General features: G+C 50.7%; 11 protein-coding genes. All 11 read right to left on the bottom strand.

Going from position 1 to position 13094, the window contains the following annotated elements:
- Positions 1 to 317: 317 nt before the first annotated feature.
- Positions 318 to 2402, bottom strand: coding sequence for an insecticidal delta-endotoxin Cry8Ea1 family protein (locus PPOP_RS01405; protein ID WP_042226945.1), 2085 nt, complete (start codon positions 2400 to 2402; stop codon positions 318 to 320).
- Between the two features lie 76 nt (positions 2403 to 2478).
- Entirely contained in the window at positions 2479 to 3021 is a 543-nt protein-coding gene (locus PPOP_RS19855; RefSeq protein WP_006284226.1) for a transcriptional regulator, read from the bottom strand.
- A 364-nt stretch (positions 3022 to 3385) separates the two neighbouring features.
- Positions 3386 to 3931 carry a hypothetical protein gene (locus tag PPOP_RS19850; RefSeq protein ID WP_006284224.1) on the bottom strand — a complete coding sequence of 182 codons (546 nt, stop codon included), beginning with the start codon at positions 3929 to 3931 and terminating at the stop codon, positions 3386 to 3388.
- Between the two features lie 696 nt (positions 3932 to 4627).
- Complete coding sequence (locus PPOP_RS01395) at positions 4628 to 5968, bottom strand: hemolysin family protein (protein WP_006284222.1); 1341 nt, start codon at positions 5966 to 5968, stop codon at positions 4628 to 4630.
- A gap of 223 nt (positions 5969 to 6191) precedes the next feature.
- Complete coding sequence (locus PPOP_RS01390) at positions 6192 to 6500, bottom strand: ArsR/SmtB family transcription factor (protein WP_006284220.1); 309 nt, start codon at positions 6498 to 6500, stop codon at positions 6192 to 6194.
- Between the two features lie 294 nt (positions 6501 to 6794).
- The gene (crcB, locus tag PPOP_RS01385; RefSeq protein ID WP_006284219.1) at positions 6795 to 7160 is read right to left on the bottom strand and encodes a fluoride efflux transporter CrcB; all 366 of its coding nucleotides are present in this window, start codon (positions 7158 to 7160) and stop codon (positions 6795 to 6797) included.
- On the bottom strand, positions 7157 to 7606 hold the full coding sequence (gene crcB, locus PPOP_RS01380) for a fluoride efflux transporter CrcB (protein WP_042226941.1): 450 nt from the start codon (positions 7604 to 7606) through the stop codon (positions 7157 to 7159). Before crcB (PPOP_RS01380) ends, crcB (PPOP_RS01385) begins: the two co-directional genes overlap by 4 nt.
- Positions 7607 to 7682: 76 nt before the next feature.
- On the bottom strand, positions 7683 to 9014 hold the full coding sequence (locus PPOP_RS01375) for a replication-associated recombination protein A (protein ID WP_006284216.1): 1332 nt from the start codon (positions 9012 to 9014) through the stop codon (positions 7683 to 7685).
- A 5-nt stretch (positions 9015 to 9019) separates the two neighbouring features.
- Positions 9020 to 9772 carry a tRNA threonylcarbamoyladenosine dehydratase gene (locus PPOP_RS01370; protein WP_006284214.1) on the bottom strand — a complete coding sequence of 251 codons (753 nt, stop codon included), beginning with the start codon at positions 9770 to 9772 and terminating at the stop codon, positions 9020 to 9022.
- Positions 9773 to 9889: 117 nt separating this feature from the next.
- Positions 9890 to 11677: an aspartate--tRNA ligase gene (gene aspS, locus PPOP_RS01365; RefSeq protein WP_042226939.1), complete on the bottom strand. Its 1788-nt coding sequence runs from the start codon at positions 11675 to 11677 to the stop codon at positions 9890 to 9892.
- Between the two features lie 85 nt (positions 11678 to 11762).
- Positions 11763 to 13013, bottom strand: a complete 1251-nt coding sequence (gene hisS / locus PPOP_RS01360; protein WP_006284210.1) for a histidine--tRNA ligase — start codon at positions 13011 to 13013, stop codon at positions 11763 to 11765.
- Positions 13014 to 13094: the final 81 nt, after the last annotated feature.

Here is a 13094-nt window from a genome sequence, read left to right as displayed (position 1 = left end):
AGGAATGTAAGGGGCTGACAAGTGCCTTTTTTTTGCATCTGATCTAAGCACTTTTACGCTGCAATTCTAGGCATTTTTAGTATGCAATAAACACAGGTTAAGGCAATAACGTTCCAATTCTCAAGGAGTACGTTCAAAATGGGTAAACTCCCTCACGTAAAATTTATCACGCTAACTTCATTGCACAACGCGCCCACACGCTCCAACGTTGGATGAAATCATCCGTCCTATCCGGGAACGACAAATAGACCCCACTTAGCAGTTAGAATGGGGTCGGTGTATAATGAATGCAGATTCGTTCAATATAAAATTAGGGATTAATAAAGAGGGGTGTCATTCACTGGAAGTAAGATAATATTCATTATATCAAGGTTTCTTGGAGTAGAAATACTTAGAAGTAATTGAGATTGTTCTTTTAAAACAAAAGGGTTTTGCAAAAAGAAATCTTTAAATTGGGAATCATTGTCCGTAACTCCTTCGTTATTATTCGTTGTCATGAATGGAAGTGTAGCTCCTCTCCATGCACCATCAACATATACAACTACATTTCCTGCCTGTCCAGATATTCTTAAAACTATATTGTAGCGATCTTGCCCATTCCCGGAAAGCGTGTAATATAGGTTCAAAGTACTACTACTTAAACTGTATATGCGGAGTGAGTCACCACTATTTCCATAATTCTCTTGAATATGGGCTTCACTTGGATGTGTAAAACTAGTTAGATGCAATGGAGATATGGTAAAACCGGTACCATCATTAGGGGCTTGATGTATCATGGTACCATTTTGATTTGTACCCGCTATATTGGCTTTCCTATTATAAACAGCAATAACTTTATTTACACCATGAGTAGAACTTATGGCTCTGTCTTCTCCAAAATATAACGGCGTTGTATTTGTATTTGTTCCGTCTACTTGTACAGTAGCAGAAATATTCGTAATATAATAATCTGGATAAGATGTCCAAGCGGAAGCATAGCCGGTTCCAAGACCGCACATACTATCTTCACTTCTAAAGACGTCACTACGAATGAAACCACCGGTTCCTGCTGTGCCTGATGAAGTAAGTTCCTGGAAGTTGGAAGCGAAATAGGGTACAGTAATCGGATTTCGTAGTGTACAATTAAATGAGAGATCATCCAAGCCTATTGGTATACCCGCTCTAGCTTGTTGTTTTATTTGTTTATCGAGTTCGGTTGTAGAAAGCTGAACGCCAATTTTGGGTCCCTGTATCCCACCTACATACGAGGCGATAATATTATAAAGATGATCTTGAATGTATTCTCCAAAGAAAGGATTAGTATAAGACCAGCGCATGGCATACCCTGATACACCAGATAATACATAATTCGATTTCGTCTGAATATAGGTGTTAAAGAACGGCCAATAGGAGATTGAATACTCCCCCTCATTCACCTTATTATCCCCTATATTATATAAATTTGCACTCGTGCTTACATATAGGTTTACATATTTTAGCAACGACCACATTGAAACCAGATCGAGTACATTTAATGTCATAAACGTTTTAAATTCCAGCATGTTCTCTACCGTATTTCTTGGATAAAATCTTGCTCTAAATGCCTCCTCATAGGTGGATAAAGCATAATTGGAATATTGTGCTACATATTGTTTAAGATATCGCTTATACGTGTTCAATTGAGCTTCGGGAATATTCCATTCATCAGCATTAATGATAATATCCCGTACAAAAGTTAAATGTAGCGTGACTGCTTGTGCAAATAAAGGTAATAATAATACTTGATCGTCGCTTACTTGGAACTGTGGCAATCTATTCACAAATAACTGTTGCATGGTATTAATCGAATCTATGATTGCAAGTGGTGAAATCCCCACTCTATTTTGTAAAAAATCATCGATTTGATCGTTAAAGGTTCGTAGGTCATTCTTCAAACCTTCCAGTTCCTGTGACACACGATTCCAGGTTACAGTATCAAGCTGTTCCTGAATATATTGTTCTGTAGCTCGTAAAATTTCTTCCATCGTTGATGTACTGTTGTTAGGAAATAAAAGGTTTGTCAATGACATTAAAACTCTGCCCGCTACTAGTTTTTTTAATGCTTCAAGAAGAGTACTGGTAATAACACCTACAATTGGTGCTGTAAACAAAGAAGCACTTTTTTCTTTCCATTCTGTCCATTCCCTTATGAATTCTTGTGTTGTTCTCTTGCGAAAAGGATCTTTTCTCGTTACATTTCTGGGAATAAAACCATTACTACCTATAAAATTGTTATCTATTGGAGTTAAACCATTCGTAACTAAATCACCACGATTAACATTGTTATTTGTAGGAGTTAAAGCCGTTCTGCTTAGCGTATTTCCATTACCGTTATTGTTTATATGATGTCCGCTTAGAACTTTTCCAATAAAGTAATTGTTCATACTAAGAGCCTCCCTAATATTAGGAGCATTCAAATCGATCCCCATCGCCTCAGAGCATTCCAGCATGTTTTTCGGTTTACAGATCCTTTACACAATGAAATTGAAAGTTCCCCATAACTTTAACAAACTGACAATGCTCTTCACGGATTGGGATTGCTTTCAAATCACAAACTACTACATGGTGGCCGTCCAAATGATGATGGGGGCTGGTTTCCAGACTGCATTTCAGTACATGATCTACACAGATACTTTCTGTGCAACAAATTGTAATTTCTTTATGATGGGGATCAGAGGAACATCCTGTTTGTTCATAAATTGGTTTCACTTCTACATTAGCAATAAAAGGGATACATCCTTTTACTTTTAACACGTGTAAGTTAACTTCTGCATTACCATAGTCATCAACTTTTACTGTTTTTTTGCATGTTTCGGTTACGATCCCTAAACCATTCAGAAGATACACCAACTTTGGTTTACAATAAGATGCAAGTTCAAATCCATGCGGGATAGGAATCACACAACAAAACGGCACTATTTGATATCCTTCCGGTGTACAATGGTGTGGTAATTCTGAATTCGAATGAAGTGAACTCACCAGTTGATCATGATTTGAATTCATTTCCTTTTCATCGCTTCCTTTCCCTATTTTCTAACTGTATTTGGTGAACAAGATGCATTCTGCTTAATCCATTCTATTCAGTTTTGAACCATTCCATGCAGATTAAGGCAATAAAGTTCCCATCCCCAAGGATTAAGTCCTACGCACAACACGCCCAACGTTGGATGCAGTCTTTCGATTTGTTTTCTGCCACTTCAAATTATCCGTCCTATCCTCCAGATACTTTGAGCCGGAAGATCCGGTGAAACAGATTCAGGGAGAGCTCTCATGAGCCTCCCTGAATTTTCATCGTATTGAGGGGCCAACTTGTTCGTCACCCGCTGGACAACTTACGCCGACATCTCATTCCAACCTTTTTTTCGGTTTACAGATCCTTTACATAACGAAATTGAAAGTTCCCCATAACTTTAACGAACTGACAATGATCTTTACGGACGGGGTCTGCTTTCAAATCATGAACTACCACATGATGGCAGTCCAAGTGATGATGGGGGTCGTGATCTACACTACATTTCAGTACATGATCTACACAGATACTTTCTGTGCAACCAATCGTAATTTCTTTATGATGCGGATCAGAGGAACATCCTGTTTGTTCACAAATTGGTTTCACTTCTACATTAGCAATAAAAGGGATACATCCTTTTACTTTTAACACGTGTAAGTTAACTTCTGCATGACCATAGTCATCAACTTTTACTGTTTTTTTGCATGTTTCGGTTACGAACCCTACACAATTCAGAACATAAACCAACTTCGGTTTACAGTGAGCTGCAAGTTCAAATCCATGCGGGATCGGAATCACACAACAAAACGGCACTTTTTGATGATATCCTTCCGGTGTACAATGGTGTGATAATTCTGAATTCGAATGAAGTGAACTCACCAATTGATCCTGATTCGTATTCATTTTTTTATCACCTCCTTTCACTATTTTAAGCCTCTCGGAATTTACAATTTCGCATTAGCTCTGGCCCTTCGGCCAGGGTCTTATATTGTTTCACCCCCAAAATAGGAGTACGACACACCGGAAGCCCTGTTGTTTTTGCAGCACTTCTACAGCGACCTGATCTTCTGGATTACGGCAATCGATCTATCCGCCACAGCTTCCTTTATGCATTCTGCTTACTCCTCCAATTCCAGAGGCCGCAGGCCCCATGATCCCGCCGCTATGCTCCGCTGCTTGCTTCACTTGACCAAGCTCGGGCTGAGCGTCGACGACGGAGTCATCACCATTCGCACGACCCTGTTTATGCCATCCTCTGCGGCTTTCAGCCTGGCATACATTTCATTCCACGGATGCTTGCCCCTCATTTATCCCTCATTCGGACTCAGAACCCCGCTTTATTTCCGAGTCGCTAACATTTTCTAACTGTACTTGGTGAACAAGATGCATTCTGCTTAATCCATTCTATTTAGATTAAGGCAATAAAGTTCCAATCCCCAAGGTTCAAATCCAAAATTGGGTAAATTCCCTCAAATAAAGTACATCGCGCTAACTAAAAAACAAGGCCAACCAGAACACTCTGGATAACCTAATATAATACAAATGGGGCTGTCCCTCGTCATGTTCAATGACTTTTGGGACACCCCCATTTGCTTCTTATTATACGGTTGTCGAGGAAGAATCGATTTCATCTTGGGTGGATGCATCGAGCTTGCGAACATGCAGCCGCGCGATGCGAAGATGATCGGTCTCCTCTACGATGAACTCGAACTGAGATTCCACGGCAATGCGCTGGCCTTCCCGCGGCGGCACTTCCGCCTGTGCGTAGATCCAGCCTCCGATGGTATCGTAATCGTCCGATACGATATCGGTGCCGAAATAGGAATTGACTTCCTCGATCAGCAAGCGGCCATCAATGGAATAGTTCGACTCGTCCCGCTTCTCGATCTGCGGGCGTTCCTCGTCGAATTCATCCTGAATCTCGCCGACGATCTCCTCCATAATATCCTCCAATGTAACTAGACCTGCCGTTCCGCCGAATTCATCGATCAGCAAGGCGATCTGCACCTTGTTCTTCTGCATCATCTTCATCAGCGCGCTGATGGAGATCAATTCCGGCACGCTCATCATCGGTCTCATCACCTGGCGTATATCTTCAATCCCCGGCGGCGCCTTCACCAAATCCTTGATATGGACAAAACCGATAATATTATCTTTATCCTTGTCGCACACCGGATAACGTGTATGCATTTCCATAATTGCTTTCTTTTTGTTCTCCTCGAATGAATTCTGTGCGTAAATGCAGACCATATCCGTGCGCGGAATCATAATATCGCGCGCATGCGTCTCCGTGAAGTCAAAAATATTGTCGACCAAGGCAAGCTCGGTATTGTCAATCAGACCGCTCTTGTTGCTTTCCTTCATCAATATGCGTATTTCTTCTTCCGTATGAGCCGACTCATTCTCGGAAGCAGGCTGAATACCGAATAACTTCAGCAGCCGGTTCGCGGTTCCGTTCAACAGCCAGATGAACGGATACATAATCTTGTAAAAGTAACGGAGTGGCGCCGCCGTCAACAACGTGACCGCCTCGGCTTTGCGAATGGCCAACGACTTCGGCGCCAGCTCGCCCAGCACGATATGAAGCACCGTGATGATGATGAACGCAATCACCGTCGATACGCTGTGCAGAACGACTTCGCTGAGGCCGATGGACGCCAGCGGTTCTTTCAACAGTTGCGCCACCGTCTTCTCCCCGATCCAGCCCAGGCCGAGAGAAGCCAGCGTAATGCCTAATTGGCAAGCGGATAAATACGCGTCCAAGTGCTCGGTGACATGCCGCGCAAACTGCGCCTTCGGATTGCCTTCCTGCACCAGCGTATCAATCCTGCTGCCGCGTACCTTCACCATGGCGAATTCGGCAGCGACAAAGAACCCGTTCAAAAATACAAGAAATAGAACCAAAAAAATGCCTAAGCCTATCGGTAACGGATCACCCAAACTTTCCCTGTCTTCCCGTCATCGGAATAGACAGGTACACCTCCCCATCATCTGAAAATAATTGCATTAAGAACATTATATAAGAAAGTACATCACCGTCAAATGGCAGCACGGCCCGAAAAACCGATGAAATGGCATCCCCTTGCCGTGCGCCTGGTTGACATTAAGTATATTCCGTCTCTACGGCGTCCTATCACCCGTTTTGCCCGGAAACGGGAGTTTTTTATGATTTGGAAGCATATCGCACCGCTTCATTCAACAATCCGATAATATAGTCGTCGTCGCAAATGTATAAAATATTTTGTCCTTCCCGTCGGTATCGGACAAACCGAAACGCCCGCAACGTCTTCAATTGGTGGGATACCGCCGACTGGGACAATTGCAGTGTCTCCGCAAGCTGGTTCACTGCGCATTCTTCCTTGGCCAGCATGGACAGTATCCGTATCCGCGTCGGATCTCCCAGTGCCTTGAACGTTTGCGATACATGCTCGAGCACTTCAGGATCCAGATCTTTTCCCAGGAAATATTCCATCGTTGTCTCTCCTTTGTCCTTGGTTCATCCCCTGCCCACCGACTCCGGACAGGAATGAACATATCCTCATATGTTGGCAAGATGCTGCCTGTAGGATATGACAAAGCGGCTCAATTTAAACATGGCGCTTCAAGGAAATTGACGGCATCCAATCACGCATCCCGCTTATACGGCCGGCATCGGGGTAGGCGTAGGCTCGGCCTTTCCTTCTATGTACGTTCGTCACTGGCGTTCCTGGATATCGAGGACACTGCTCCCGTCATGCTTCAACTTGGAAGCGCCTACCGACCCGCGCTACCCTGACAGACCGGCCAGCCATCCCCCTCCTACCGCAGCGGCCAGCCCGACGGCCGCCGTCAGGAACAGATACAGCGCACAGCGGCCGCGCTGCTTGTCCTTCCATAGCGCCAATGCTTCGAAGCTGAATGTCGAAAATGTCGTAAAGGCACCGCACCACCCGACGGCGACGAACATATACAGCGGAACGGGCAGCGCCTCTTGCATCCCGGCCAACAGGCCGAGCAGGAAGCAGCCGCACCAATTAACAAGCAGCGTCCCCCATGGGAAGCGGCTGCCTGCCCGCTTCGCAATATAAGCGCCCAGTTCATAACGGCTCCAGGCGCCAAGCGCCCCGCCTATCGCTACCCACAGCATATTCATCGCCGCCCCTCCTTAACTGCGCCTGCCGGCTTGGAACGTGCCGCCCAGCGCATGCCGAGACGGGCCAGCCCCAGTCCGAAGCCGATGCTCGCCGTCAGGTAGATGGTCGCGGCGGCATACCGCTGGGCCGCGAACAACTCCAGCGCTTCAACCGTGAAGGTTGAGAACGTCGTGGTCGCCCCCGTAAGCCCGGTTCCGAGCAGCGGCTTCCAGAGCGGAGACCAACCGGGACGCTCCTGCATCCAGGTGAAGAACCATCCAAGGAAGAGACAGCCGGCCAGGTTGACGGCCATTGTCGCCCAAGGGAAGCCTGCCGCCGGATGGAACGGGAGCAGCAGGCCGATGCCATAGCGGAGGCAGGCGCCTGCGCTGCCCCCTGCCGCGACGGCAGCTCCCGCCGCTCTTTGCATCGCTGCGGCATCCGCACTATCTGAATGCTTCGCCATTATCGTTTCCCTCTCCCTCTGGCTGCTGTCATTTCACGCCCTGCATGCTTGGATGTACCGCCACGGGAACCCATCGTTATTCCTGGTCCCCATTGTCCGGCTTTGCTTGGCGTCTCCGCTCCTGGTTCAGGCGCATCTTCGCCTCGGTTCCTTGCTCGCTCGCCATGAAAAAGACCCGATTGCAGATACAATCCGGCAAATATTGCTGTTCAACATAATGTCCGGGATGATCATGCGGATATTTGTAGCCCTTGTGCCCGAGCTTCTCGGACCCCTTATCATGCGCATCGCGGAGATGGAGCGGCACAGGAGCCGACGGATAGTCGTCGAATGCCACCATGACGCGAGCAATGGCCGTCGGAATCGAATTCGACTTCGGACTCTCAACAGCGAATAGAATCGCCTGGGCGACAATATATTTCGATTCCGGCCAGCCGATGCGGTGGTACGCCTCCAGCGCGCTGACCGCTTGAACCATCGCCTGCGGATTGGCCAGGCCGATATCCTCGCTGCAGGCGACCGTCAAGCGGCGAATGAAGGTCATCGGATCCATGCCGAGCTTCTCCACCGCGTAGAGGAACCAGTACAGTGCCGCATCGCTGGAGCCGCGGATGCTCTTGTGGAAGGCGGACAGCACATCGTATTGCACCGATTCATCCGCCTGCACAAGCGGCCTGCGCACGGACTCCTCCGCGACCTCCATCGTAATGCGGACCGTTCCGTCCGCCTCCGGCGAGGTCGTCATGACTGCTAGCTCCAGCGCGTTGAGCGCCCGGCGAATATCGCCGTTCGCCATCGCGGCGATATGCTCCAGCGTTCCCGGCTCCGCCTCCACCTTCATGAAGCCGAGTCCCCGTTCCGCGTCGGCCAGCGCGCGCCGCATCGCGATCAGCGAATGTTCCTTAGTCAGCGGCTTGAGCTGGAACAGCGTCGACCGGCTCATCAACGCCCCGTTGACGTGATGGAACGGATTCTCCGTCGTGGCGCCAACGAAGATAATCGTTCCCTTCTCGACGGCAGGCAGCATCGCGTCCTGCTGCAATCGATTGAAGCGGTGGACCTCGTCCAAGAACAGAATCGTCTTCGTATTGTACAGATTGCGGTTGTTCTCCGCCTGCTGGATGACCGCCCGCACATCTTTGACCGAGGCATCGACCGCATTAAGACGGACGAACTCTCCCCGCGTCTGCTCCGAAATAATATTGGCCAGCGTCGTCTTCCCGCATCCCGGCGGCCCGTACAGCAAAATCGAAGAAATGCGATCCCCTTCGATCGCCCGCCGGAGCAGACGGCCCGGACCGACGATATGCTCCTGGCCAATATATTCGTCAAGCTTGCCTGGACGCATCCGGTCGGCGAGCAGGCGCATGCCCGGATTCTGTTCGTCCTGATAGGAGAATAAATCCATATTCATCACCGTGATTCTAACATAGCTAGCAGATCGCGGACAACGACGCTGACCATGATCAGCCCCGCCACCGGCGGCACGAAGGAGTTGCTGGCCGGCGGCTGCTTCGCCTTGCGAATATCCGGCGCCTGCTCCGGAACGATTTTCTCCGTTACGTCAGCGCGCGGCTTTAACGGCTCCTCGGTCGAAAATACGACGTTGACTCCTTTGTTGATGCCGTCCTTGCGCAGCTTCTGCCGGATGACGCGCGCGATCGGATCGACCGACGTCTTCGAGATGTCCGCCACCTGGAAACGCGTCGGGTCCATTTTGTTGGCCGCCCCCATGCTTGAAATCATCGGGATGTTGCGGCGCAAGCATTCCTTAATGAGGTGAATTTTATAAGAGATCGTGTCCGACGCGTCCACGACAAAATCGAGATCGTAGGCGAACAGCTCCTCGTACGTTTCTTCTGTATAGAACATATTCAAGGCGATGACGTCGCACTCCGGATTGATAAGCTTCATCCGCTCCCGCATCAGCTCCGCCTTCTTCTGTCCGACCGTCGTCGTCAAGGCGTGAATCTGGCGGTTCACATTCGTAATGTCGACGACATCCTTGTCGATCAGGATGATGCGCCCGATGCCCGTGCGCGCCAGTGCTTCCGCAGCGCTGCCGCCGACGCCGCCGATGCCGAGTACGGCGACGGTACTGTTCTTCAGCTTGTCCAGCCCTTCCGGGCCGATGGCTAATTCTGTACGCGAAAATTGATGCAACATCAGCTATTCCTCCTGCGGGCCTATCGCCCGATTATCATGGCAACGCCCCCAGCCGCCTGCTATATAGCATAGATCGGCAAGGGGCGTTCGTTCAAGCTGCTCGGAGCAGCGGGCGTGTTATTGCTCTTCTTTCTTGTCTTTCTTCTTGAAGGTCGATTTGATATGAAGCTGCTCCAATTGCGTCGGCTCCACGACATTCGGCGCATCCATCATCAGATCGACCGCGCTGGCCGTCTTCGGGAACGCGATCGTCTCACGAAGATTCGTGCGTCCTGCCAGCAGCATGATGAGACGATCGAGTCCGAGGGCGATCCCGCCATGCGGCGGCGTGCCGTATTCGAACGCGTTCAGCAGGAAGCCGAACTTCTCTTGCGCCTCTTCCGGAGAGAAGCCGAGCGCCGTGAACATCTTCTCCTGCACGTCGCGCTTGTAAATCCGCAGCGATCCGCCGCCGACTTCGTAGCCGTTCAGCACGAGGTCGTACGCCTGGGCCCGGATTCGGCCCGGTTCCGAATCGAACAGATGCAGGTCTTCGTCTTTTGGACGGGTGAACGGATGGTGCGCCGCAACATAGCGCTTCTCGTCCTCATCATAGTCCAGCAGCGGGAAATCGACGACCCAGGCGAACTTGAATACACTCTCGTCGATCAGATTCAGTCTGCGGCCGATGTAGAGGCGCAGGTTGCCGAGCACATCGTATACGACCTTGCGTGTATCGGCGGAGAAGAGCAGCAGGTCTCCGTCCTTGGCGTCCGTCCGCTCACGCAGGGCGGCGATCTCTTCCTCACTCATGAACTTGACGATCGGCCCGCGGAACTCGCCGTCCTTCACTTGAATCCATGCTAAGCCTTTGGCCCCGTAGCGCGCCGCATACGGCCCGAGATCATCGATGTCTTTGCGGCTCCACGTGCCACAGCCTTTGGCATTCAGCACTTTGACGACGCCGCCCTTCTCGATGACGGAGGCGAATACTTTGACGCCGCTGTCCGCCACGAGATCGCAGACGTCGACCAGTTCCAGGCCGAAGCGCAGATCCGGCTTATCCGAGCCGTACTTCTCCATCGCTTCCTGATACGTAATGCGCTGGAACGGCGCCGGAATGTCCATGCCGATCGTCGACTTGAACAGGCGGACCATCAACTGCTCCATCATGCTCTGGAGCTGCTCCTCAGACAGGAAGGAGGTCTCGATATCGACTTGCGTGAATTCCGGTTGGCGATCGGCGCGCAGATCCTCGTCGCGGAAGCAGCGTGCGATCTGGTAGTAACGCTCCAGTCCCGATACCATCAACAGTTGCTTGAACAACTGCGGGGATTGCGGCAGAGCGAAAAATTCGCCCGCATGCACGCGGCTCGGCACGAGATAATCCCGCGCCCCTTCCGGCGTGCTTTTCGTCAGAATCGGCGTCTCCACTTCGAGGAAGTCCTGCTCATCCAGGAAATCGCGGATCACTTTCGACGCTGTGGAGCGCAGCTTCAGCGTGCGCTGCATTTCCGGACGGCGAAGGTCCAGGTAACGGAAGCGCAGGCGAAGCGACTCGTCGATTTCAATGCCGTCTTCAATAAAGAACGGCGGGTTTTTAGCTCCATTCAATATTTCAATCTCCGTCACGCGAACTTCCACATCCCCCGTCGGCAAGTTCGAATTGACCGTCTCCGCATCGCGCAACACGACTTGCCCGCTTACCGCCACGACGAATTCATTGCGCAAGCGATCGGCAATCTCATGGGCGCGGCTTGAAAATTCCGGGTTGAATACCATTTGCACCAGCCCGGTGCGGTCACGCAGATCGACGAACAATACGCCTCCCAGATCCCGCCGGCGCTGTACCCAGCCGTTCAAAGTGACCGTCTCTCCGATGCGGGCCTTCGTTATGTCTCCGCAGGAATGCGTCTTATACATCATAAACTCCACTCTCCTCTATATCGATCATTCTTCATCTATGTTCTTGCATCGTCTGCCACTTGTCGGCACGCGGCGCCTCAGCGGGTTAAGCCTGCTTCAATTGCTGCGCCAATTCGGATAGCGGCACGAAGCGCTGCTCCCCGCTGGCCAGCTCCTTCAGCGCGATCTCGCCCCGGGATAGCTCGTCATCGCCCAGAATCCCGGCATAACGCGCCTTCATGCGGTCGGCCGATTTCATCTGTGCCTTCATCTTGCGGTTCTGGTAATCCTTCTCGGCGGCCAGTCCTTCGCGCCGCAGATCGTGCAGCAGCTTCGTCACCTCGGCCTCCGCCTGCTCGCCGAGACCGATCATATAAATATCGAGCGGCGACGCCTCGTTGCAATCGGCGCCCTGCTTCTCCAGCAGCAGCGCAATTCGTTCGAGTCCGATGCCAAAGCCGATACCGGGCTGATCCGGCCCGCCGATATCCGCCACCAGGCCGTTGTAGCGGCCGCCGCCACCGACCGTGTCGATAGCGCCGATGCCCTGCGCCTTGTACTCGAATGCCGTATGCGTATAGTAATCGAGTCCGCGTACAAGGCGGTGGTTCACTTTATATTCAACCCCCATCGCCGACAAATACTGCTTCATCTTGGCAAAGTGCGTCGCGCACTCTTCATCTAGGCTATCCAGAATCGAAGGCGCAATGCCGAATTTGTCCTGATCGACCTTACAATCGAGCACGCGCAGCGGATTACGCTCCATTCGGGACTGACAGTCCTTGCACAGCGATTCCTTCATCGGCTCCAAAAATTGAAGCAGACGATCCCGGTAAGCCGCGCGGCTCGGCACGTTGCCGACCGAATTGATCTCCACGCGGACGCCGGTCAGCCCAACCTCCTTCATGAATTCATACCCGAGCGCAATAATCTCCGCGTCCAGGCTTGGATCCGCAGCTCCGAACGCCTCCACGCCGAATTGATGGAACTGGCGGTAGCGTCCCGCCTGCGGCCGCTCATAGCGGAACATCGGCCCGATATAATACAGCTTCGTCACATCCGGATCGCCGTAGAGCTTGTTCTCCACATAGGAGCGAACGACGCCTGCCGTATTTTCTGGACGAAGCGTCATGCTGCGATCGCCCTTGTCCTTGAACGTATACATTTCTTTTTCCACGATATCCGTCGTCTCACCGACGCCACGCTCGAACAGCTCCGTCTGTTCAAATATCGGGGTGCGGATTTCCTTGTAGTTAAATCGACGGCACAGATCGCGGGCTTTGTGCTCGACCGTCTGCCATATTTCGACGGAGCCCGGCAGCAAATCCTGCGTGCCTGTCGGCTTCTGATAAGCCATGGTCTTTCTCCTCCTGCCTGTGCTAAAATAAAAAACTCCCGCCCTGCAAATGTAATATTTGCCAAGGGACGAGAGTTGGTT

The organism is Paenibacillus popilliae ATCC 14706, from assembly GCF_000315235.1.
Taxonomy (GTDB): Bacteria; Bacillota; Bacilli; order Paenibacillales; family Paenibacillaceae; genus Paenibacillus_B; species Paenibacillus_B popilliae.
The sequence above is the reverse complement of the archived record's forward strand: the minus strand, read 5'-3'. Positions and strand labels throughout refer to the sequence as shown.

Bases quoted from the DNA above. Each gene is read 5' to 3' on its own strand.
- PPOP_RS01405 (WP_042226945.1), bottom strand. From the start codon at position 2,402: ATGAACAATTACTTTATTGGAAAAGTTCTAAGCGGACATCATATAAAC.
- PPOP_RS19855 (WP_006284226.1), bottom strand. From the start codon at position 3,021: ATGAATTCAAATCATGATCAACTGGTGAGTTCACTTCATTCGAATTCA.
- PPOP_RS19850 (WP_006284224.1), bottom strand. From the start codon at position 3,931: ATGAATACGAATCAGGATCAATTGGTGAGTTCACTTCATTCGAATTCA.
- PPOP_RS01390 (WP_006284220.1), bottom strand. From the start codon at position 6,500: ATGGAATATTTCCTGGGAAAAGATCTGGATCCTGAAGTGCTCGAGCAT.
- crcB (WP_006284219.1), bottom strand. From the start codon at position 7,160: ATGAATATGCTGTGGGTAGCGATAGGCGGGGCGCTTGGCGCCTGGAGC.
- crcB (WP_042226941.1), bottom strand. From the start codon at position 7,606: ATGGCGAAGCATTCAGATAGTGCGGATGCCGCAGCGATGCAAAGAGCG.
- PPOP_RS01375 (WP_006284216.1), bottom strand. From the start codon at position 9,014: ATGGATTTATTCTCCTATCAGGACGAACAGAATCCGGGCATGCGCCTG.
- PPOP_RS01370 (WP_006284214.1), bottom strand. From the start codon at position 9,772: ATGTTGCATCAATTTTCGCGTACAGAATTAGCCATCGGCCCGGAAGGG.
- aspS (WP_042226939.1), bottom strand. From the start codon at position 11,677: ATGATGTATAAGACGCATTCCTGCGGAGACATAACGAAGGCCCGCATC.
- hisS (WP_006284210.1), bottom strand. From the start codon at position 13,013: ATGGCTTATCAGAAGCCGACAGGCACGCAGGATTTGCTGCCGGGCTCC.